The organism is Nostoc sp. DSM 114167, from assembly GCF_052692655.1.
The window spans coordinates 2,364,639-2,388,550 of the sequence record NZ_CP195116.1; the positions used below are offsets into that span (position 1 = coordinate 2,364,639).

The window sequence follows — 23,912 nt, forward strand, 5'->3', positions numbered from 1 at the left end:
CTACTCCGGTGGCAGTTTTACGATCGCAAACCAAAAATTTTCTATTGATTGGACAATTTTAACGAACCGATCGAAATCTACTGGCTTGGTTATATAACAGTTAGCAAAAAGGTTATAGGCTTTGAGGATATCTTCTTCAGCTTGGGAAGTAGTCAAAACTACTACAGGAATTCGTTTGAGGTTTTCATCTCCTTTTATTTCTGCTAATACCTCTCGTCCATCTTTTTTCGGAAGGTTAAAATCGAGCAGTACAATATCTGGATGAGGTAATTTAGCATATTTTCCCTGTTTTCGCAAGTATGCCATTGCCTCTACACCATCCTCGACTACGTTTAAGTGAATTGAGATTTTACTATCTTCTAGGGCGATGCGTGTAAGTTGGACATCGCCAGGATTATCCTCTACTAACAAAACCTCAATAGGCATAATCGCTGTTATGGTGTTTACCATTGCTTACCTGCTCTATCTGGAATTGTGAAGTAGAAAGTCGAGCCTTGACCCGGTTTCGACTCAACCCAAATCCGGCCGCTGTGGCGTTCGATAATTTTCTTACAAATTGCCAGACCAATTCCAGTACCTGGATACTTGTCTCTACCGTGCAAGCGCTGAAAGATTATAAAAATACGTTCAGTATATTGGGATTCCAAACCAATTCCATTATCACGCACCCAGAACAACCATTCATCCTCTGAGGGGATAAAATTTAAATTTTTTCCATCTGATATATTTGTATCTCTCTTACTTACTCCAATGTGAATTAATGGCTGTTGACGATCGCAAAATTTGATCGCGTTGGCAATCAGGTTTTGAAATACTTGTGTCAATTGGGTAGCATCAGCCATCACTTGAGGTAGAGTATCGTAGGTGACTACTGCCTTTCGATCTGCGATCGCCACTTGAAGATTAGCAAGCACCTGTTCTAAGACAACACTACAATCAACTGGCACAAAAGGCTGTCCACGGGTGCTGACGCGGGAATAGTTTAACAAATCATTGATTAGGGTTTGCATCCGGCTGGCCCCATCTACTGCATAGGCAATAAACTGATCCGCATTGATATCCAGTTGGTTTTTGTATCTCCGCTCCAGCAGTTGTAAATAACTAGTTACCATCCGCAAGGGCTCTTGCAAATCATGGGAAGCTACGTAGGCAAACTGTTCTAATTCTGCATTAGAACGAGTAAGTTCCTGACTTTGCTGGGTTTCTTTTTCTAATAGTTGTGCCTGAGATAAAGCAATCCCAATTTGGTTCGCTAATTGCTGTAACAAATCCATCTCAAACTGATTCCACTGTCGAGGTGCGCTACACTGATGAGCTAGCAATAAGCCCCAAATATCGTCCCTGACAAGAATCGGCACTACCAGATTAGCCTTAACAGCAAACTGCTGAAGAAATTCTCGATGGCATGGTTGGATATGAGCAGCTTCAATGTCTTCAATGGCACTTACTCTTCCCTGGCGATATCTCTCTATATATTCTTCTTTAAAGCAGGGGTCAAAAATATTTTCTCCTAGAATTACCGGCCAACCAGGCAGAACTGCTTCTTGTACAACTGTTCCCGAACCGTCTGGTTCCAGTCGAAAAATCAACACTCGGTCGGCTTGCAGTAGTTTTTGTACCTCTGTGACAGTGGTTTGAAGAATTTCATCTATTTGTAAAGATTCTCGAATTTTCAGGGTGATTTCGGCAAATAATTGCGATCGCAGATTTTGCCGCTTTAATTCTTCATCTGCCCGCTTCCGATCTGTGATATCAGTATAAGAACCAACCATCCGTACTATATCACCCAATGCGTCCCAAAGTGCCTGTCCTCGATCTAGAATCCATTTATAGCTGCCGTCTTGGCATTGGACTCGATATTCACAGACGTAAAACGGTGTTTTCTTGGCAAAGTGGTCTTGGAAAGCCTGAATTACCCAATCTTGCTCATCGGGATGGATTCGTCTTATCCATTCATCCCAATGGTTGGAAACTTCGTAGTCTTTATAGCCGAGCATTTCCTTCCATCGAGTTGAGAAGAACACTTCATTAGTCTTGAGGTTCCAATCCCAAATACCATCATTATTACCATTTAATGCTAATTGCCAACGTTCTTCACTTTCTCGTAGTGCTTCTGCTGTTTTGCGTCGTTCAGTAACATCTTGAAAATAAACAGACAAGCCGTCTTTTGCTGGATAGGCGTGGACTTTAAGCCACTGCTGTGGCAGATACAATTCCTCAAATTCGACACTAACCTGTTCTAAGATTGCCCTGCGATATTCACAATCAAATGTTGTGCCGATAATTTCTGGAAACACCTCCCAGATGTTTTTACCCAAAAGCTCATTGTGAGTTTTTTGCAACAGCCGTTCTGCTTGACTATTAATATAGGTGAATTGCCATTTTTGATCCAAGGCAAAAAAACCATCAGTGATACTTTCGAGAAGATTAGTGATGCGGGTTTTGGCGGCTTCAGATTGGGCGCGGGCTGCTTGCTCGTGTGCCACTAATTTCTCAGTAACTTTAGATACCTCACTTACATGACGCCTGAGTTCGAGTTGGTCAATTACCAGGCGACTCAAACCCACAAATGCCTCCACTTGTTTTTGGCTTAGTTGTCGTGGAACTTGGTCAATCGCGCACAGAGTTCCCAGCATATCTCCCTGCGGAGTAATTAAGGGTACACCTGCATAAAACCGTATATATGGATAGCCAGTTACTACCGGATTACTTGCCAACTTCTCATCAACAAGGGTGTCAGGAATCACCACAACATGACGCTGCTCTTGGCAAAGATAAGATAACCCAACACTACGGGGCATTTCTGATACATCTAAACCTATTTTTGCCTTAAACCATTGACGGTTTTCATCAATAAAATTTACCAAGGATATGGGTGTGCCACAAATAAAGGCCGCTAACTGAGCAAGATTGTCATAGGCTTCTTCGGGTTCTGTGTCAAGAATTTGATACTGGCGGAGGGCTTCTAACCTCGCTACTTCTGTATCAATCTGTCTAGGTTTCATTAACTTTTTTTAATAAATCTAAATGTGATATCGAGTCATCAGTGTGATTATCTGAAAAAGAGCTTAACGTTTTTTAATAATTGTTAGCCCTTTCCTCACCTTTGGCTGTTCAGGAAAGTCTGTTAAAAGCGATTCTTAAAGGATGTTTGAAAAGTATTTTTCATCGCATCTAAGCCTTAGAAACTTAACTCTCTCAGCTCTCTTCCCCTACAAGAGAATGACTGTTTCAAAGCCTCTCTCCGTTTCAGGGAGAAGTTTGAATAAGGGTTTTGAGTATACTTTACAACTTTTTCAACAAACTATTATCAGCCACTGCCTGTTTACGCCGCAAAGTTATTGTCTAGGTCTAGCCCGCACTTCGACAAGCTCAGTGACCATCGTAGACATCGCCATAATCCTAGTGTAGACAAGTTTAGGACTGAGATTATTTACTATGCATGATTAGATTTAGTTATTAGACATAAGAGATTTAGTGATTTGACCAGAGTAATTTACTAGTCGGACTAAACCATTCTAGGTCGATGCGATCGTCTTCTACTGTGTCGAAATTCTCAGAAAAACTGGCTTTTACATTAATGCGAAATTTATCTACATCAGCATCGATGCACGGCGGCTGATTGTGAGATATGGCTCTAGTATTTCCAATACATGGCTAAGGGTATCCTCAATTAGCTCAATCAGTCTACTCCGGATGTATAAATAAACTCTACTAAAAAGCAGCAAATGTATCAAATTTGCCGACGAGAGCGAGTAGCCTGAAGTATATTTTTACTCCATTTTTTAAGTTAATAGTCTTTACTTACGTATTTATACGGCTAAATAATAGCTGAATTTTTGAGTTGTGGTGATTTTGCTGAGGTTGAATTTTTGCTCAAGAATTACACTCTTGTTGCAGTAAATCTGCTTAATCCTATTTTATTATTTGCCGACAGGATAAGAAAGAAAACTTTTTTGACTAACTATATTTACTGAAACACTGTTGAATCCATCCATCAAATCAAATAAATCAAAGACTAAGTATTAAATAATGGTTAATTTTCGACATTAGCCAATGCTCAAAAGTTTGAATAGCCAAAAAAATTATTTTGAAAACATTGAAAAATTCAAATCGAAGAACTATCAATATCTCCCTAATGAGATTCAGAAAAAGTATCAAGATTCTTGGTATCTGTTTGTTATTTTCAACAATTTTATACAAAATTGTATTTATTAAATTATCTGCGATCGCTCTAAGCATAGACAGGAATAATATTGATTTAATCGCTCATCATAACAAGTCATTAATAAATTCCGCTCGAAAAATAAATAACTTGCAAAACCAAGAACTGTTAAAACAGGCTTTAAGAAAGTCTAACTCTAACTTAGAGAAACCAAAACAGTTACGCAAATTCACCATTGCTGATGTTATCCCAATTGAAGAATACAAAGAAAAGCCTCCTCAGCTACCTGAAGAAGATCGAGAAAAGCCTCAACCAAATACAATTCAACCATCAAATTCAAATCCGTCCAAACCATACACACCCCAACAACAAATACTAATCGAAAAACTACGCCGAACAAAAAAGCAACCACAAGCAATCCAAAAGACAATAATTCTTGATGCCCTAACATTTAGTGCCAACAAGTATCCTTGGATTGTTAATCCTACAGATAACCTTACTTTTTCCACAGAATTATTTAAGCCAAATAAAAATGAAAATTATATAGATACGGATCTAAGAGTAAGATTTTCTGGAGAAAATCAGATTATTGATAAGTTTACTTATGCAAAATTTCCCAAGACTGACCAGTTTTACTGGGTTCTCGATGGCAATAGAATAGTAGTTGAAACCAAAGGCTCCCAAGCCGGTATCATCTCTCAAGGAAGACAAACTCATACTTATATCACCCAAAATGTTACTTCACAACAGGCATTTTGGGGATTGCAAACTCTGTTCGCTATACCTGCAGATTTTCAGAATTTATTTGGAGACGTTGATACTCAGAATTTTTCCATAACCTCAATAGTTGGACAATTGGTAAATCTTGAAGGGATACCTGCTGGCAGAGTTACCATTAATAGTGGAATTGACTCAAACAATCCTAATGTCACAGTTCTAAGAAATCCTATTCCAGCTATTGGTAGTGGTTCTACTTTGAGTATTAATGGTGGACAAGCTTTATTTCAAGCTTTAGATGCTGCCAATGCCCCCAAAATTTTGCAAGGCTTTCCAACGACGAATATACAGCCTTTACTAGATGATGGAAATGTCAAACTCAAAATAGGCGAAATCATTCCTAATAGTGCCCTAGAAGCCACTGGTATCTCCTGGGGAAATATCTTGACAGGAGAAGGTTTTGGTTTTAATGCTCCTATCTCTTCCTTACCAGGTATTAAGGTTGCTCAACTTGGCAAATTTGATAACTATGATTTATTAAATGTAGCAGTCAATCCTTTTCTTTCTCAACCGGAGAAAGACTTTCATTATTTTAACTCTTTGCAGTGGGTATCTTTAGGGAGAAGACAACCTGTATTTCAGACGCTATCTCAAACTCAAGAAAGTTCAGATTGGCATAGGCTATATGTTAGCCGTCCTCATAATCGCAGTTTAATTCAATACGACCCAGTTGCAGTTAAGGCTACTTATTCTAATATTTTTTCTGCTCCCGGATTATCTTTGACAGCTAAATTCAGCGATACTAGTCTTGATGCTATTCAATCAGTAAATTCTACATTAGGTTTGTTATTAGGTGAAGTTTTTGAAGCTATTAAAATTGATAATATTCAACAAGGTATACAAGAAGCTAGACAAAAATTTAAGGATGGAGAAGGCTTTAATTCTTTACATACAACTGCTACATCTGAACAAAGAAGACAAATCAATAACAGGCTGAATCGCACTTTATCTTATGCTAATGCATCTAGTGGACTAGAGCAGGTATCTGGAACTTACACATTTCCTAGTCAAGTCACTCCTCAGAACTCTAGTATTTTACAAATAAGAACGGGAAACCACAAACGAGCAGTTCAATTTCTTGGAAGAGATATTTCTATTTTAAAGGAAGGTAATACATTCTTTTCTGATTTAAGGCTCTCTAATAAAACTTTTGGCCCTCTGACTTACATTGGTATTCCAATTCCTTTAAATGATACTTCCATTAATCCTATTAACCAATCATCTGCTGCCGAAGTAATTTTGACAAGTCCCCAAGGACAACAATTTGTACAAAAATTTAATTCCTCAGATTCGACAATAGTACCAATTGAAGCGCGAGCAGCCGATTTAGCATTCGATTATATGGAACTCACTAGAGTTGACAAAATTGGTGTTAGTTTTAATAGTTTTAACGGTTATCTCTCATTGCCGACAGTTGAATTATTAGCAGCAGGTACTTCTGGAAATTTTAATTATAGTGCTAATGTAGGAACATGGTTGAATATAGATGCTAACTCAGCTCCAGGCGTTTCCAATAATAATTTAGGAATAGAAGAACCAACATTAGGTTTCTATACTAATATACTTCTTAACTATATTAAAACTGATGTGCGGTTAAATTCAGCCCAAAAGCCTGTAGCTATTAACACTCACGTACCATTCTTGAGAGTTGATTGGAATAGTGCTTCTAATAAAAATAATCCTTTTTCTACTTATTTAAGTTATTTATATCAGCATCAAGAAAGAAATTTTGGTTTTTCTTTAGCTCCTGGTATCGCTTTTGTTGAGAATAATAGCAATGGTGAGTTTCTAGGTCTTTTTAATGGAGAGTTTAGTACTAGTTATGGTTTGAACCTCAAGACTAATTTGGAGATGGGTAAAGAGTTTTTCTTTCAATTTCAAGGTTTGCACAAAGTTAGCAAAAATCTTTCTGCTGGCGTTTATTTTAAAAACTATGCTATTAATAATATAGGTTTGAGCAACCGAGTTTCTGGCTTCAATTATGGAGTGATTCTCAGACATAATTTTCCAGATAATAGTGTGTTTATAGAAACTCAAATTGGTACAGGCGAGAATGGATTTGACCTACAGCTTCAAGGTGGTTATCGATTTTGATGGCATCGTAAAATATCCCCGACTTATCAAAGAAGTCGGGGATATAAGGTTTTTAATTTGTCAATTATGTTTAATCTAAACCATTTAAGCCATTATTACCACCGACCGCTCGGATTACAGTTGTTAAATCTTCAACAGAAGTAGTATTTTTTAATAAGTTTGCTGTTGTATCAATAAATGAGTTTGGGTTAGAGAGTGTAGTAGTTTGAACTAATCCTGGGCTTATAGTCAGACTAGTTATTGTTTCGTCATTTCCACCTGCGATACCTCCATAAGTAGGAGAAATTGTTACACCTCCGTTAAAGTAAGAGCCAGAAGGTAAAGTTACCTCGCCACTGACACTGAGAAAAGTGCCAGAAGGTCTAATAAGAGTAACAGCACCACCAGCAGTAGCTTGTTGTGCGTTTGCTGGTGCGGCTAAAAAGTTTCCTACACTTATTAAGCCTAATAGACAGATACTTCTCCGAAGACTTATAGATAATTTTTGGGATAAGCTATTCATGTTTTATAAACTCCTCATATTCTTCGCCTTAGCTTGTTTCCAGATTTTGCTTGGAAATGCAAAATTAACCTCGACTAGCAAAAGTAGAGGCAGAACCCTTTGTTATTGGGCTTTTATTCTTTCAGTGTATAAAAATATAAAACGTTTGTTGGGAGCGTTTTGTGAAAAATGGACATTTTGAGGCTTCGTATTTTTACGCAAGCTCTCTATTCAATATTCAGTGAGAGTTTCAGGGTTTATATTGATATCACTAAAGCTATGTAAAAGATTGATGAGGAGTTAGATGGCAATTCAATAAAGGACTAAAATCCTAGTTTTCAGTAGGGGCAATTCATGAATTGCCTTTACTGAGTTTAAACGTAAAACCTTTTAAAACCTCGCTTCCAGTCTCTAGCTGGAAATACTTGTCATTGCGGCTCTACCTCAATACTTGAGGTGGACAAAATATGTCTTTCCAGTCAAGAGACTAGGAACAAGATAATGTCTCAAAGCATTCTTGCTTACCAGCTTTCACGTTTACTTAACACCAATGACTCTAGCTATGCGTCTCTACGAAAGACCCACATAACAAAATTCCCAACTTTTTCAAAAAGTTGGGAATCTGAGCCACAAAATAAATATAGGGAACAGATATAGCATTGCTATTTCTCCTCCCTACGATCTATTAATTTATTCAACTGTTTTGTCAGTTGTTAAAAATTTTGTAAGTACTTACGAGGCAAAAATTCAATCTACTCTAGACCGCCACCAGCACCAGCTGCTCTGACAAGGGTTGCTAAATCTTCAACAGTTGTAGGAGCATTGGCTGCAATAGCTGCTGCAATAGCTGCTGAAATTGTGGTGGGAGGTGTGACTGAAGATGTCCCAGCAGTTGGAGTTAATGTGAGACCTGTGACAACTTCTTGGTTTGTACCTGGAGCAGAATTACCATTAACGACAACATCTAGTGCGGTAAAGTCTGTACCCGGAGCTGCAACCAACTCACCACTGACGCTGAGAGAAGCACCTGATGGTCTAACTATTGTAACTGCACCACGAGCAGAAGCTTGTCCTGCATTTGCTGGTGCAGCCAGGATATTACCAACACCAACCAAACCTAATAAACAGATGCTTCCTTTAACGATCGCAGAAATTTTCATGATTAACAAACTCCCCGTGTTGTTTTTCTTTACGTTATCAATATAACCATTGTCTGCCAGAAACATCTCAGAGATTGTACTGAAGTTTTAAAAAATTGCAGAGGTCATAAATTAAAAAAACTAATAGATGGAAGTATTGGTGTAGCTCTGAATAAAAGCTTCAAATACCTCATAAAAATGGAGTTGCAGTAAGGCTTATGCCTACTAAATGCCTGTATAAAGATTGTAGTAATGATTACTCAATTTTGGGTTTGATAAAACCAAATCCATCAAGTCTTGGAGGTAAGCCTTTAGACTGCTTTCAATGTCCCAATACCCTGTAAACACTGCTTAATAATTCGTTAAAACTTGTTAGATATGGCTATGTCATATCTTTGCTAAATCTTAAGTGCATCTTTATAGGTAATATGCTGTGGGCAACGATTTGAATCCCAGTCCGATCGCAGTTATTGTATGGATGCAATAGTTTGAAAGGGCAGATAACTATACGCCAACACCATATTCCATAAAATTGAAAATGGCTATAAAATCTAGTTATAGGTTGGGTGGCTAGGGTGATTATCTGGAAGATAGCCAAGGCGATATCTACGACGGGCTATGCCTACGCGCAAAGCACCCAAAAATTTCTTAGGAATGTTGGCTTTCGTGCCTACACAAGTTAATTTTTGAGTCTTTGACTACAGTTATTTAAATACAAATAGATTTTTAAAATTCTGATGTCTGTCTTTTACCAGTAGTGAGCTAGATAATAAGCACAGCAAAAAATTGCCTCAGCGTTTTGCTCAAGCACCATTTAACCTACTATATTTATTGTCCCCCAGTTGAATGGGCTACATCTGCCTGGCATTAGGTCATTATGGCAAAATCTAAGAAAAGCGCTACCCCCATCAATCTCAGCGATCCACAATATTATCTTAACCGAGAGTTAAGCTGGTTAGAATTTAATGCCAGGGTATTACATGAAGCTTGTGACGATCGCACCCCACTTCTGGAACGTCTTAAGTTTTTGGGAATATTTAACTCTAATTTAGATGAGTTTTTTATGGTGCGCGTTGCTGGCTTAAAGCAACAAGTAGAGGCAAAAGTTAGCCTGTTAACTCCTGATGGTCGCACACCACAACAACAGCTAGACGATATTAGGTCTACTCTCATTCCCCATGTCCACAAACAGCACCAACATTTTGAGCAAGTACTTCGTCCTCTACTAGTAAATCATGGCATTCATATTCTGAATTACATAGATTTAAATCAAAAGCAGCGGACTCATCTCAACAGCTATTTTGAGGAACAAATCTTTCCAGTTTTGACTCCTCTGGCTGTCGATCCTAGTCATCCCTTTCCGTTTATTTCTAATCTCAGTTTAAATCTGGCTGTTGTGGTCAAGAATCCAGACACCGAAGAAGAATTTTTTGCCAGAATCAAAGTCCCTAGCGTTCTACCACGATTTTTACCAATACCGCCTGAGTTGGGAGATCAGAATAGCGAAAAACCTGCCCATTGGACTGGAGTACCTTTAGAACAGGCGATCGCTCATAACTTGGAATCACTATTTCCAGGGATGAACATTCAAGAATATCATCCGTTCCGCATTACCCGTGATGCCGATTTGGTCTTAGAAGAAGATGAAGCAGATGATTTGTTGTTAGCGATCGAACAGGAATTGCGAAAACGGCGCCTGGGTGGTAGTCCAGTCCGGCTAGAAATTCAATCCCAGACTCCGGAAATAGTGCGATCGCGATTATTACATGATTTGGAATTAGCAGAAAGTGATGTTTACGAGGTAGATGGTCTTTTGGGACTGCGGGATTTAATGTACTTTATGTCCTTACCATTGCCGGAGCTCAAAGATCCACCACGCCAATCTGTTGTACCATTACGCCTGCAAAGGCTGAGAGAACCGAGTTTAGACCCAGATGCGCTGGAGACGGACGAAGGAAAAGACTTTTTTGCTGTAATTCGGGAAAAGGATTTACTAGTACACCATCCCTATCAATCTTTTTCGGCTACAGTAGTGCGCTTTATTACTCATGCTGCCTACGATTCAAATGTGTTAGCCATCAAGATGACCCTTTACCGGACTTCTGGTGACTCGCCGATCGTCAACGCCTTGATTGCTGCTGCTGAAAATGGCAAGCAGGTATCTGTGCTGGTGGAATTAAAGGCGCGATTTGATGAGGAGAATAATATTTACTGGGCAAAACGACTAGAAAGAGTTGGAGTTCATGTTGTCTATGGTTTAGTCGGGCTAAAAACCCATAGTAAAACCGTCATGGTGGTACGGCGCGAAAAAGACCGGATACGTCGCTACGTACATATTGGGACTGGTAACTATAACCCTAAAACAGCACGGCTGTATACAGATTTAGGATTGTTTAGTTGCCGTGAAGAGTTGGGTGCTGACATTACAGATTTATTTAATTTCTTAACCGGATACTCTCTGCAAAAATCTTATCGAGAGTTGCTGGTTGCGCCAGTGAATATGCGCGATCGCTTTTTGGCATTAATTCACCGCGAAATCGAAAATGTTCAAAATGGATTTTCTGGACGGATTGTCGCCAAAATGAATTCCCTAGTAGATCCAGAAATTATCGCCACTTTATATGAAGCTTCCCGCGCCGGAGTGCAAATCGACTTAATTGTTAGGGGTGTTTGTTGTTTACGCCCAGGAATCAAAGACATTAGTGAAAATATTCGCATTATCAGTATTGTCGGTCGCTTTTTAGAGCACTCTCGGATTTATTATTTTCATAACAATACACAGGAGGAAATCTATATCGGCAGTGCTGACTGGATGCGCCGCAACTTGGATCGCCGAGTCGAAGTAATTACCCCAGTCAAAGACCCAGATATTGCTAAAGATTTGCAAGAAATTATGGGAATTATGCTCGCAGATAATCGCCAAGCTTGGGAATTACAAGCTGATGGTAGTTACATTCAACGGCGTCCTTATGATGATTCTCCAGAAGCTAATTCACAAAAAATTCTCATAAACATGGCATTACGCTCAACTGGTGTAGTCCCAACCTGATTGATAAAAAAATAAGTTACTTATACCTTGACAACTAGCTCAACTTAGTTTTTTTGGGAAAAATTGAATTTTTTGAGCAGTTGTCTAAGTTGTTTATCATAGGTTCACACAAGTTATTCAACCATAGGATAGAGTCAGTGCTGGCACTTGTTCTCATAAACTGGAGAGGTTATTCTGAATAAACTTGTCTTTCCCCTCAATGTTAATGTTATCCTGCGAGCTGTCTATTTTGCGTGTTTTAGTAGTTGACGATCACGAACTGACTCGTTTAACCTTACAATTAGTTTTTTCTTGCCAGGAAAATATTCAAGTAGTAGGTTTAGCCAGTAATGGTGAAGAAGCTATAGAAATGGTTAAACGTTGCCATCCTGACGTAATTGTTCTAGATTTACAGATGCCAGTCATGGATGGCTGGAGTGCGTCCAGTCACATTAAAGCTATATCTCCAAACACCCAGATACTTGCTTACTCCTCAGTGGAAGACGTAAATTTTCATGGGCAAAAGGCAATGTCTAGCTTTGATAACGTTTGCAAGAAAGATGTACCTACAAGCGAACTTATTGCCTTGGTTAGGCAGTTAGGTCAGCGTGTAGGAGATTGATTATTGCTTCGCCAACTCAAGCATAGTTCAATTTTGGGGATTTGAAGACATGATACTACTGAAAAACGTCGGTCTAGCCGGAAATTGAGGTTAAACCAACGTAAATTTTAATAAATTTTACTCTACCGGAATGGTGCGTGTAAATTCATCAATTAATTCATCCAGTTCTTCCAAAGCCTGATTTACATCTATTCTCAAAGTTCCCAGGTTTGGTTGCTCCAGTAAGCTTAATAGGTAATCGCGTTTATTTTGAACTGCGACAATTCGTTCTTTTATAGTCTGTAGGTCCATTATTTTTTTCCTATCTTTAACTACCTTTAAATTTAAAGTTAACTCAAAATCTAATATTCTGGGACACTATACACCTTATTAGTCAACTTAGTGCCACTTGCCTTCTGTGCGTGATGCTGCGCGAATATAGACTAAGGATAAATTGAGTGTTTGAAAACCACAAAGACGAAGGTGGGTAAAGTCTCGTTTAAACGAAGCCAGTGTTTTGAGCGACAATGCCTGATTTATTCGCTCTTGGTATGTTCCCTTCCCATTCATGAGCAACTGGCGTGCGGTTTCTAACCATCTTAATATGGCAATTTGGGGTTAGTTGAATACTAGCACTTGGAGACAATGTTTTTTCCTAATTTGTTGCTCATAGCCGATGATAATAAAACTAAGGTATTCAGACTTTATCCTAATTTAAGCTCATGCTACGCCAAATCTCTTTGGGAACACTCGGTCTAACTATCGGCAGCATATTAACCATCATTGGCTTTGTCGCCTATGCTGATAATAATGCCACACTCAATCTTGTCGGATTTTTTTACGGAATTCCTCTACTATTGGGAGGACTGGCACTAAAAGCGAATGAACTTAAGCCAGTACCATTTACCCAAACTACGTCACCATCAGCATTGAAACTGCGCCAGCAGCAAGCAACTGAGACGCAAAATAAAATTCGCAAAGACATCACCCGATATTGCTACGGTCAAGATGCTCATCTAGATACAACACTTTCTTTTCTGGGTTTGAGTCCCACTGACCAAGAACGGCCAACAGTGACAGGGTTACGAGAAACGGAAGTTAATGGGAGCTATGCCCTAATTTTAGAATTTGATTCACCGCTAATACCGATTGATGTGTGGCAAAAAAAGCATGAAAAAATGACCAATTATTTTGGCCCTGGTTTGGAAATTCAAATAACGCAGCCATCTGAAAATACAATTGAGCTAGCGCTAATCAATACTCAAAAAGAATCACTAGTCAGTAGTCAATAGTCAAGAGTAAAAATTATCGTTACCCAAATTTCATCCCTTTATGACTTGTTGTTACCCATATTTTGGCAACAGTCAAAATAATTAATAGTTCATAATTACAATTAGTGGTATCTGTAGGCTCCATGCTCTTATTAACTACCAAATTTTTGATGAGCAGTGTGGATTAGTATACAGTGTCTTGAACTATGAATTATGAATTAGTAATTATCCTTTTTGGAGAATTCCCTTGACCAAGATTTAACTCCCCAACTTTTTCAAAAAGTCGGGGAGGTAGTCAGAAATTTTTTGTTAAAATTTTTTTGGGATTCTCTTAAGCATTTCCCAAAAAGTTACTTTTCTAAACGAACTGCGTACCACTGTAAATATTTTCCCGGACCAATATCTAATTCGCAACTAGTGTCAATTAGATATTGGGCTTGAGTTTCCACAGTATTAAACTTTTGTAAGTCAGGCGGTAAATCTTGAATTATGATTTGCTGAAGAGTTATTTTGAGCTTTTCTAATAGCTCTGATGATGTCATGAATTGTTCTGGTTGGTTTGTTTCTAGAACAACAAAATTATCCTGCTGGTACATTAATGAGTCTGGCATTTTAAAGATTTAGCGAATGTCAATAGGTTTGGATGGTTTTTAGAAGAACTTTTGCTTATTTGTGTAGTCAACTTTAGTTGTGGGCAGTTTATGGCTAGAACGAAAGAGTTATAAAGTCACTTGAAAATAAAGTTTGGCACTAAGTTCTATCTCAATCTTATGTAATTATACTAAACCTCAACAAGCCTTGTCGGACAGACTAAATAAATTTCAGTCATTAGTATTTAGTATTAGCTATCTTCTGAAGAGACTTTGGCGATTGCTTTTACTTGTCTCACTGGGTTTATAAACTAACTACATAATTAAATAATTAGGGTGTGTATTTGTAATTCTCAAAAAAATTGTAATTTGACTTTAACAATAGGGAAATATAAAAGTAACATTTTCTCCCATAACCATCGTTGAACAAAAAGGCAGCAATTGCCTTCGTGTTCAAATTACAGATTGTCTATGCAACTTATCTATCTACCGCTTGCTTGGCCCAACAACATTGGGCAGTCCATTGTCAAAAAACAGTTGATTGTGAAGCTAGACACGCCTTTGCCGCAAATCCTGGCATTGATGAAAATAGCGATCGCCCCCATGCGATTGAGTTGCACAGTCTTTTTCAGGATAGTCCTGCAAGTGGAAGGCAACTCATGTCAGGCATAAGCCCATTTTCTGTTTCTAAGCAACCACCACTGATTCTAGTGGCTGATGATGACAAGACCATCCGGGTATTGTTGCGTAAAGCAATGGAACAAGAAGGTTATCGAGTGGTCGAGGTTAATGATGGTAAGCAATGTTTAGATGCTTACGAGACTATCAAACCGGATATAGTTTTGCTAGATGCTGTAATGCCTGTGATGGATGGCTTTACCTGCTGTAAGCACTTGCTCCAGATGGCTAGGAATAATTTAATCTCAGCCCTTGCCACCTTTGATACTGACTCGACTCTTAACAATACGGTCATGTCTAAGATATGGGAACGCACTCCCATCTTGATGATCACATGCTTGGACGACGAGGAATCTGTAAACCGTGCTTTTGAAGCGGGAGCGACTGATTATGTCACTAAGCCAATTCACTGGCCTGTATTACGCCAGCGGTTGCGTCGACTGCTACAGCAAGCACAAGTATACAAACAGTTAAAGGCGGCAAACGAAGCTTTGCATCACCTTGCCAATGTAGATGGCTTAACTGAGTTGGCTAATCGTCGCCGCTTTGACGATTATCTCAATACTCAATGGATTAATCTCGCACAAGAGGGATTTCCTTTGTCAATGATTTTGTGTGATATCGACTTTTTTAAATTTTATAATGATAAATATGGCCATCCGGCAGGGGATGTATGTTTACAAAAGGTGGGTGCTGTCTTAAGCCTTAAGGCACAAAAACATCAGGATTTAGTAGCGCGTTATGGTGGCGAAGAATTTGCTGTGATTATGCCATACACTCCTGCATCTGGCGCACTTCACGTCGCCGCCGCAATTCGAGCGGGAATCAAAGATTTGCAAATTGTTCATGACGGTTCTGCGGTGAGTCAGCACGTCACTCTCAGTATGGGTGTGGCAACTGTTGTCCCGACTTGGGAATCTTCACCTTCAGAGTTGATCGTGCTGGCAGATAAAGCACTCTATCAAGCAAAGGCCGGGGGACGCGATCGCTTTGTCTCAAGTTTTTAATTGTCATTTGTCATTAGTCATTGGTCATTTGTTAATACCCATTACCTAAGAAGGATAAACTGGCAGTGTGAAGTGAAACCATGCTCCATTATTGGGGGCAGAGTCTACCCAAATTTGGCCATAGTGTGCTAAAACGATGCGTTGGCATAGACAAAGACCAATGCCGTAACCTTCTGTACCTTCATCCCGTTGCAGGCGGAAGTGGTTTTCAAAGATGCGATCGCGATTCTCCACAGGAATACCAGGCCCAGTATCGCCAATACTAAACTGAACTTTTTGGGTAGTGCGATGTAATCCGGCGATGCTAATTTTGCCACCTTCTGGGGTGTATTTGATGGCATTATCCAACAGATTCACTAGCACTTGCCGGATGCGTTCTGGGTCAGCATATACATAAGGTAAGTCATTGGGAATATCTGTTTCGACCTCTTGGGATTTAGCGGTGTAGCGATCGCACAATTCTTCTAGTACATCTAAGCACAGTTTACCTAGCTGTAATTTTTGTGGTAAAATCGGAAACTCAGTATCTTTCCCCCGACCTACCTGCAAAAGGTCGGCAATCATCCGATCGATGATCTTAGTTTGATTGCGGGCTTGTTTTAATAGATGCGCCGTTAAGGATGGTTTAAGGCGCTGAAATTGACCTGTTTCTAAATTGTAGTTAGATTGGAGAGTTTCGATGGCGATCGCGGCGGCAGTTAGGGGATTGCGGAGATCGTGTGCCAGCATCGAAATCACCCGATCTTTAAACTGTAGCTGCTCTTGGAGGTTATCTTTTTCCTGTTTTAAGCGAAAAATTTCGTCTGAGAGTCGGATCAGTTCGGCAGAAACAGCAACTGAACGAATAGTGGATTTGGGTAATGTCACCCTAGCATTATCGTCTATCCGTTCTTGTAAGTCTTCCTGTAATTTCAAATAGGCGTCTACAGCGGCTTGCCAGCGAGGCCACCAGTTTTTCAATTGCGCGATGATATTACTTCCAGCCAAAACCTGCCGTGGTTCCGGGTGAATTTTAATTAAAGCTGGCGTTGCTACCAATTTAAAGTGTTCTGCTAAGTAAGGTTGTTGACCAACATCAATAGTTTGAAGTTCAAAACTATACTCAACCTGCAACTCTTTTAAGTAAGCACGTATTCGCTGCACCTGTTGACGGGACTTGGGACGTCCATCGACAAACAGTAACAGCTGGAGTGGAGCCTCAGAATAAATAGGCTGATCCTGGGAAACTTGCATGTAATCGTGTTTCAGCACTGGTAACAACCCGGTGACGCTTTACAGAAAGTAAAAAGGACTGACGGTTGTCGATGGTCGTTGTTTTTTCTTCTTAATATCTATTTTAGATTTTCATACTCCTATCCGATCTGCGTTTTTGACATCAAACGTGTCTTTTTCAGCCTTTTGCTCCCTTTTGGTGAACTTCATCTCCAATAAACACCTAAGCCCCTTGAATATAAGTCTTAATTTGCCCAGAATCAAAAATTTTCGTCAGAGCCAGCAGGTGAAAGGTTTAATACTATGTCAAATTGGCTAGTCCAGCACCATGTCAATTTGAATATTTGCTTTGAGCAAGCGATGTCTACGACGGGCTACGCCTACGCCCAAGAAAACACAGATGCTAATTGTATCTAATCTATCAGGAAGGTGTTAACTGTTCAGACCAAGTTTGTAGAGGTTTTTTCAACCACCAGTGCATTTGATGAAGTGTCTTTTTCGCCTCAAGCCAATCATTAACTAGGATTGGGAAAAACAGCCAAAGCCAACTATGTACTATTTCTATAACTTGCGAAGCGCACCTTCCAGCTTTCCTAAAAGAAGCACAGCCCTATCCAAGAATAACAGGGGATGGGTTGATTGAGGGAAAGTTTTGGATAACATAAAGGCGATGCCCTTCTCTACGATACGCTCCGCGTAGCTTGCTTCCACGAAGTGGTACGACAGGCTCAGGGTAAGACCTACGGCGGTAAACTACGCACTTTTAGAGAAAGCACTCACTGCTTTCTAGGCTGTCAATAATTTCTTGACTACAGCACAAGTAGCACTTTCTCCAGAAAATCAATTTAGAGATACTAAGGAAACTGCTGCGACACTTGACTGCTTTACTGATTACCCCAATCGTCAAGAATAACGAACTTACGCTAAGTTACTGGAATTGTTTAACACTGGCATTTTTCAGCTATTGCCCGACTCACATTATCATCGTCAGATGAATAATTTTCAGAATCGATTGTTAGCCAGTGTTAGTGAACTCGCTCTATTCCCCTCTTTGGGTGAAGCTAAGGGGAGCTTTATTCTAAGTCTATCACTTCAGTTGCTTGGCGTAGGCATCGCGTTACAACTAGTGCATCTGGAAGTAGATTCAAGCTTTTGCTGGCTAAAATGTTTTTTGACCAGTTATCAATCAGTTATCTGCTCTACAACTTGGATGTTTAGATAACTCTCTAAAAGATTGCTTCACAATCTAGTATCGCTCGGTTTGTAGTTGGTGACTTTTATCTAAATACTAAAGTCCTGACTACGAATTCTGAAATTATAAAACTCTTATCTAGCAATGATTTCAGGTTTATTTATATTTTTTTCCAAAAATGTTAGTTTTCCAGAATTTTAGGGAACTCTATAAATAAGCATAGGAATTATCAAAACCTAATGGCTGTAAAACGAAGACAATACGGTAGCTTTTGCTACCGTTTACTCATTTTTGGAGATATCATCACCAAAATAGACATTTACGAAGAAGACGTAGTGAGTCGGTAGTGTTTTTGGGTGATATAGAGAGTCAGAAAAGAGCAGGGGAATAAAGGAGAATAACCATGTCCCATGCCTCATTCCCATTTAATGGACAGTCTGCGCTAGGGTAGGAATTGAAACTCAATTTGTGATTTCCTGTGCTTCCCTGTAAACGTCCAGCTGTATTTCTCATTTGTGCTGTTATACTCACTTCGTTAACAGCTTGTGCTAATAGTCCAGTCGCCAAAAACCTTGAGGAATCTTTGGCGGCAGATCCACAACTGCAAAGCAATCCAGTTGTTTTTGGAGAATCTCAGAGTAACCAACCGCAAGCACAGCAAAACGAATCAACTGTTCAGTTACCAGTTGATTTTCCTAAAGATATCCCACTATATTCCAATGCCAAGCTACAGGAAGTTACACCTGCTAGCGGCTCAGAAAACAAAATTTCAACTCGTTGGTTAAGTTCTGACCCCAGTAATTTTATTGCTAGTTTTTATCGCAGTCAGTTTCAAACAAATAACTGGCAGATTTTACAACAGCCAACAGATGATGCCGGAGGGGCTTTTGAGGCACGTCGCAACGATTTGCTGTTGAAGGTTTCCATTCAGCCCAAATCAGTTACTAACGCCACACCCAATCAACCCCAAACAGCCACTGAATTACTGATTGATTACGTACCGAATAGTACTGCAACAGCACAACCTACTTCAACTACAAATCCTAACGAAACTGCTAACGCTGTTCCTCAACCGGGAAATTCACAGTTCATTGGCCCAATACCACCGACAAACTCGGCAGCACAGCCACCAAGCACAGCTAATAACCAAACAATCCCTACAACCACCTCTAAATCTCAGGTATTCAACGATCTGAATAAGGCACCACAAGAATGGCAGCAACATATCCAGGACTTGGCTGCATTAGGTGTTTTATCTATAGAAACAAAAACAACTAAGAGCAATACTACTACAACTAATCAGTTTGAACCCAGTAAAATCGTTACACATCGAGAATATGCCCGTTGGCTGATTGCTGCTAACAATGCTGTATATACGAACAATCCAGCTAAACAGATTCGTTTGGCATCAGAAAGTACTCAACCAGCTTTTAGTGATGTGTCAGCAAAAGACCCTGATTTTCCTGCAATTCAGGGATTAGCTGAAGCTGGCTTAATTCCTAGTCCTTTGTCTGGAGATTCTACAGTAGTTTTATTTCGTCCTGATGCACCTCTAACGCGGGAACAGTTGCTACTGTGGAAATTACCCTTAGATACTCGCCAAGCTTTACCCTCTGCTAACTTAGATGCGGTTAAACAAACCTGGGGTTTCCAAGACGTAGCGAAAATTGACTCTAAGGCTTTAAGAGCAGTGTTGGCTGATTATCAGAATGGCGAACAATCGAATATTCGCCGGGTGTTTGGTTATACGACTCTGTTTCAACCCAAAAAACCAGTAACTCGTGCTGAGGCTGCTACGGCTTTGTGGTATTTCGGCAGTCAAGGTGAGGGTGTATCGGCTACTGAGGCTTTGAAATTAAAGCAAAGTTAAAGCTATGTCTACGATGGTCTACCTGATTTAGTTGTGGTTAGTCCACCATCAGCATAAAAGTAGGCAATTCCGTCCTTTAGGATATAAATTTTGCTATTTCTTTGTAATACACCTATTTTTCATCAAGAAAATGTAAATCTAAGTGTTTTAAGCGTTTTTACCTGTGTTTGATGAATTTTTGAGGCATAGTTAAGTAAAACAACGTAAATTAACTCAATAGACGTACTTAGTTTTGAAGTATCTCAAAAGAGTAAGTTGTCAAACTATCGCCCTTTCATTGTTTTTAAACAAATTAAAAAGACCACAGGTAAAACAAATATGAAAAAACAAGCTGTAGCAGCAGGATTTGTTCTTCTATCTTTCATGTTGCCGACCAAAGCCTCGGCTGTGAGTTTCGATCGGCTTTATGTATTTGGCGATAGTCTTTCCGATACAGGCAATATATACAATGCTACTGGGAAAACATTCCCTCAAAGCCCACCTTACTTTGAAGGACGTTTTTCCGATGGGCCGCTCTGGGTAGATTATCTCGGAGATCGGCTAGGGTTAAAGCCTACTTTATTCACTACTCTTCCTTCCACACCTGCTACTCAAGGGATAAACTTCGCTTTCGGTGGTGCTAGCTCTGGTTCAGGTAACGCTGTCGTTCCTAATCCAAATTTACCGGGAGTACTCAAACAAGTCCTTGGTTTTGCTGGAACTCTGCAAGCAAATAATCAAACTGCTGACCCAAATGCACTTTATACATTGTGGGGAGGTGCGAATGATTTCCTTTTTCTTAACCCCGAAGACTCTACCACGCCAATCAGTAATATATCCCTGGCGTTGAATACTCTGGTAGGAGTCGGCGCGAAAAATATTTTGGTGTTTAACTTGTCAGATTTGGGAAAGATCCCAGCAGCTACAATTGACGATCGCAACCCTGCAACCCTTAGTAAATCGACGAGTGAGTTTAACTTGGGTTTAGCAAAAACTGTGAGCGCTTTGAGTCAAAACCCAAATCTCAACATCATCTCTGTTGATACTTATTCTTTATTCAATCAGACAAGTGCATTAGGTTTTACGAATGTAACCGAGTCTTGTTTATCTAGGCTAGATATATGTAATCCAGGTAACAACAAGTTTCTCTTCTGGGACGATTTTCACCCAACGACTGCTGCTCATAAGTTAGTAGCAGACGCTGCACTAGCGGCGATTGATGCTAAGTCTGTTCCTGAACCTGCGATCGACTTGGGGATTTTAGCCCTTGGTGCTTTTGGTGCGGTAGGAGTGCTGAAGCGTCAACAAAAAAGGTCAGCAGGTCGGGTTTTTGATGCACAATTGTCTCATACAACAGTTGAAAACTAAACTAACTGTATTGATGTGGGATTACGATCGCTTATTTGAAATTATTGAAGAATTGGTTATGCACCATTCTCCGAGTGGTGCAGAAGCTGAGATTAACCAGTTGTTGATGAAACGATTTGCGGCGCTGGGTGTGGAAGTCTGGTGCGATCGCGCCGATAATATTATTGCGAAAATTCCAGGGAAAAATCCAGACCGAGCGATGTCTAACGACAAGCCGCTTCGCGCCTACGCCATCACAGCACATAAAGACGAAATTGGTGCAATTGTCAAGAGTATTGGCGATGAAGGTCGTGTGGAAGTCCGCAAACTCGGCGGTTCTTTCCCGTGGGTTTACGGTGAAGGAGTTGTCGATTTACTCGGAGATAACGAAACCATTCACGGTATTCTCAGCTTTGGTTCCCGCCACGTTTCCCACGAATCGCCGCAAAAAGTGCAGCAGGAAGATACTACTGTGAAGTGGGAAAATGCCTGGATTGAAACGAAGCTGACATCTGCTGAATTAGAAGCAGCTGGTATTCGACCTGGAACCAGAATGGTGATTGGCAAACATCGCAAGCGTCCAATTCGGTTAAAGGATCATATTGCTGGTTACACTTTGGATAACAAAGCTTCTGTGGCGATTTTGCTAGCTTTGGCTGAAAACCTGAAACAGCCAGCAGTTGATGTTTATTTAGTAGCCTCAGCTAAAGAAGAAGTGGGAGCAATTGGGGCGCTATTTTTCACTCAAAATCAGCGTTTGGATGCCTTGATTGCTTTAGAAATTTGTCCATTATCTGAGGAATATCCTGTTAAAGATGGTAAAAGTCCTGTACTTTTATCTCAAGATGCCTATGGAATATATGATGAGGGACTAAATGGCCAATTGCGCCATAGTGCCAAGCAACTCGATATGCCGATACAATTTACAACTCTAAGTGGATTTGGTAGCGATGCTTCAATTGCGATGAAGTTTGGTCATGTTGGCCGTGCTGCGTGTTTGGCGTTTCCTACCCAAAATACACATGGATATGAAATTGCTCATTTAGGAGCGATCGCTAATTGTATCGATTTATTAAAAGCTTTCTGTGAAACTGAGTTTGAGTGATGTATAGAGGCTTTAATTTGAAGGAGCATTGCAATTGCGATTTTAGCGATCGCAAAGTTCTGTTTTTCAATTGATACGCTATTCTCATCGCCATTGATTCAACCAACGTATTTGCCCAGGCCAGTCTTCTGCTTGAGTTTCTGATAGCAAGCGATCCAATGCTTGAATGAGGTCAGACAAATTCCAACTATTTTGTGCCGCTAGAATAATGCCTCTGTGCTGCGGATACTGAATAATTAAGGACAAGAAATCTTTGATGTTGAAGGTAAAAATACACCGTCCGTTATCTGTGGCTTTCAGCAATTGCATTTCATCGCTAGCATCTTCTGGCATCCATTCATTGGGAGTGCGAGTCACATCATGACCACGAGCAACTAGAGCCGTATGCAATGCTTTAATGGAGGTGTCTGCATCTAAATGCAGCAGGAGTTTAGACACCAGCAGTTTCAATCGCTTGTTCTGTAGCGATCGCTTCATCAATCTCGGTACGATGGGCAGTGTAAAAACCCAGTGCGTCATTGATCTGAGCTTCAGTAATACCATATTGTTGAACAATTTCCTCGCAAGACCAGCCCCACTGATGAGCAGCAATCGCTAGAGTTTGCACTCGAATTCCTGTACCACTAACAACGGGAACTTTTTGGCCACTGCTTCCAATGCGATAGCTAATCAAGGGAAAGGAGGGGTCGTTCAGTTGATGGCGAAGGGAGGCAACTTTTTCTGCTACTGCCCACAAAATAAATTGATCGAGGGAAATTCCTTGGCTAGTTGCCCATTGCTCTATCTCTTGCTGTAGTTGAACAGGTAAATTGACCAAGTACGAAGGCATTTGCTGAAGCTCAATGAATTTACTTTTCATTACTTGCTTTATTCTACGCGATCGCCCCGTAGCAGTTTCAATTTATCGTTTGTGATTTTGGCGATGCCTGGGTTGGGCTACTCCAACGCATTTATCGATTTGGAGTACCCAATTGCTATTTCGGAGTACGCAATTGCTATTTCGGAGTACCCAATTGCTATTTCGGAGTATCCAATTGCTATTTCGGAGTACCCAATTGCTATTTCGGAGTACCCAATTGCTATTTCGGAGTACGCAATTGCTATTTCGGAGTACCCAATTGCTATTTCGGAGTATCCAATTGCTATTTCGGAGTATCCAATTGCTATTTCGGAGTACCCAATTGCTATTTCGGAGTACCCAATTGCTAATTGTACTTATTCTCAAACAAGAAATTGATATAAAAAATGAGTAAAAACACAGGGAAACTCGTAATTATTTCGTTTAACTTGTAATGAAATAAATCCACAAAACTACCCATCTCAGGCAAAAGGATACTCCACTATGTTGAGAAAGGAGTTATTAAAAAAGGATGTGT

16 protein-coding genes and 1 pseudogene are annotated in these 23,912 nt (G+C 39.9%); 8 read left to right on the forward strand and 9 right to left on the reverse strand.

Annotated elements, in window-relative coordinates:
* Positions 1-450, reverse strand: coding sequence for a response regulator (locus NSTC731_RS10145; protein WP_445630698.1), 450 nt, complete (start codon positions 448-450; stop codon positions 1-3).
* The gene (locus NSTC731_RS10150) at positions 444-3,005 is read right to left on the reverse strand and encodes a GAF domain-containing protein (RefSeq protein ID WP_445630699.1); all 2,562 of its coding nucleotides are present in this window, start codon (positions 3,003-3,005) and stop codon (positions 444-446) included. Before NSTC731_RS10150 ends, NSTC731_RS10145 begins: the two co-directional genes overlap by 7 nt.
* A gap of 1,310 nt (positions 3,006-4,315) precedes the next feature.
* On the opposite strand from NSTC731_RS10150, the gene NSTC731_RS10155 reads away from it, so the two are divergent.
* On the forward strand, positions 4,316-7,036 hold the full coding sequence (locus NSTC731_RS10155) for a hypothetical protein (RefSeq protein ID WP_445630700.1): 2,721 nt from the start codon (positions 4,316-4,318) through the stop codon (positions 7,034-7,036).
* Positions 7,037-7,106: 70 nt separating this feature from the next.
* Here NSTC731_RS10155 and NSTC731_RS10160 read toward each other — a convergent pair whose 3' ends face one another.
* Both NSTC731_RS10160 and NSTC731_RS10165 read right to left on the reverse strand, forming a co-directional pair.
* The gene (locus tag NSTC731_RS10160) at positions 7,107-7,538 is read right to left on the reverse strand and encodes a hypothetical protein (protein ID WP_445630701.1); all 432 of its coding nucleotides are present in this window, start codon (positions 7,536-7,538) and stop codon (positions 7,107-7,109) included.
* A 731-nt stretch (positions 7,539-8,269) separates the two neighbouring features.
* Positions 8,270-8,677: a hypothetical protein gene (locus NSTC731_RS10165; RefSeq protein WP_445630702.1), complete on the reverse strand. Its 408-nt coding sequence runs from the start codon at positions 8,675-8,677 to the stop codon at positions 8,270-8,272.
* A gap of 856 nt (positions 8,678-9,533) precedes the next feature.
* Between NSTC731_RS10165 and ppk1 the strand changes: the two are divergent.
* Both ppk1 and NSTC731_RS10175 read left to right on the forward strand, forming a co-directional pair.
* Positions 9,534-11,743, forward strand: a pseudogene (gene ppk1, locus NSTC731_RS10170) (polyphosphate kinase 1).
* Between the two features lie 161 nt (positions 11,744-11,904).
* Positions 11,905-12,306, forward strand: a complete 402-nt coding sequence (locus NSTC731_RS10175) for a response regulator (protein WP_445630703.1) — start codon at positions 11,905-11,907, stop codon at positions 12,304-12,306.
* A gap of 117 nt (positions 12,307-12,423) precedes the next feature.
* On the opposite strand, the gene NSTC731_RS10180 is transcribed toward NSTC731_RS10175, so the two are convergent.
* On the reverse strand, positions 12,424-12,597 hold the full coding sequence (locus NSTC731_RS10180) for a hypothetical protein (RefSeq protein WP_292732096.1): 174 nt from the start codon (positions 12,595-12,597) through the stop codon (positions 12,424-12,426).
* Between the two features lie 410 nt (positions 12,598-13,007).
* On the opposite strand from NSTC731_RS10180, the gene NSTC731_RS10185 reads away from it, so the two are divergent.
* The gene (locus tag NSTC731_RS10185) at positions 13,008-13,577 is read left to right on the forward strand and encodes a DUF2854 domain-containing protein (RefSeq protein WP_445630704.1); all 570 of its coding nucleotides are present in this window, start codon (positions 13,008-13,010) and stop codon (positions 13,575-13,577) included.
* Positions 13,578-13,906: 329 nt separating this feature from the next.
* Here NSTC731_RS10185 and NSTC731_RS10190 read toward each other — a convergent pair whose 3' ends face one another.
* A complete protein-coding gene (locus tag NSTC731_RS10190) occupies positions 13,907-14,167 on the reverse strand; it encodes a chlororespiratory reduction protein 7 (protein WP_445630705.1) in 261 nt (86 codons plus the stop codon).
* Positions 14,168-14,805: 638 nt separating this feature from the next.
* On the opposite strand from NSTC731_RS10190, the gene NSTC731_RS10195 reads away from it, so the two are divergent.
* Positions 14,806-15,831, forward strand: a complete 1,026-nt coding sequence (locus tag NSTC731_RS10195; RefSeq protein WP_445632056.1) for a diguanylate cyclase domain-containing protein — start codon at positions 14,806-14,808, stop codon at positions 15,829-15,831.
* 45 nt (positions 15,832-15,876) lie between these two features.
* Here NSTC731_RS10195 and NSTC731_RS10200 read toward each other — a convergent pair whose 3' ends face one another.
* A complete protein-coding gene (locus NSTC731_RS10200) occupies positions 15,877-17,082 on the reverse strand; it encodes a histidine kinase (protein WP_322669737.1) in 1,206 nt (401 codons plus the stop codon).
* 1,631 nt (positions 17,083-18,713) lie between these two features.
* Between NSTC731_RS10200 and NSTC731_RS10205 the strand changes: the two genes are divergently transcribed.
* From NSTC731_RS10205 to NSTC731_RS10215, 3 genes are all read left to right on the forward strand, one after another.
* Positions 18,714-20,105: an S-layer homology domain-containing protein gene (locus tag NSTC731_RS10205; RefSeq protein ID WP_445630706.1), complete on the forward strand. Its 1,392-nt coding sequence runs from the start codon at positions 18,714-18,716 to the stop codon at positions 20,103-20,105.
* A 318-nt stretch (positions 20,106-20,423) separates the two neighbouring features.
* Positions 20,424-21,452: an SGNH/GDSL hydrolase family protein gene (locus NSTC731_RS10210; protein ID WP_445630707.1), complete on the forward strand. Its 1,029-nt coding sequence runs from the start codon at positions 20,424-20,426 to the stop codon at positions 21,450-21,452.
* 13 nt (positions 21,453-21,465) lie between these two features.
* Positions 21,466-22,536: a M42 family metallopeptidase gene (locus NSTC731_RS10215; RefSeq protein ID WP_445632057.1), complete on the forward strand. Its 1,071-nt coding sequence runs from the start codon at positions 21,466-21,468 to the stop codon at positions 22,534-22,536.
* Between the two features lie 84 nt (positions 22,537-22,620).
* Here NSTC731_RS10215 and NSTC731_RS10220 read toward each other — a convergent pair whose 3' ends face one another.
* Together NSTC731_RS10220 and NSTC731_RS10225 are read right to left on the reverse strand one after the other, a co-directional pair.
* Positions 22,621-23,055, reverse strand: coding sequence for a DUF5615 family PIN-like protein (locus NSTC731_RS10220; RefSeq protein ID WP_445630708.1), 435 nt, complete (start codon positions 23,053-23,055; stop codon positions 22,621-22,623).
* The gene (locus NSTC731_RS10225; protein WP_335191030.1) at positions 22,967-23,365 is read right to left on the reverse strand and encodes a DUF433 domain-containing protein; all 399 of its coding nucleotides are present in this window, start codon (positions 23,363-23,365) and stop codon (positions 22,967-22,969) included. Before NSTC731_RS10225 ends, NSTC731_RS10220 begins: the two co-directional genes overlap by 89 nt.
* Positions 23,366-23,912 lie beyond the last annotated feature (547 nt).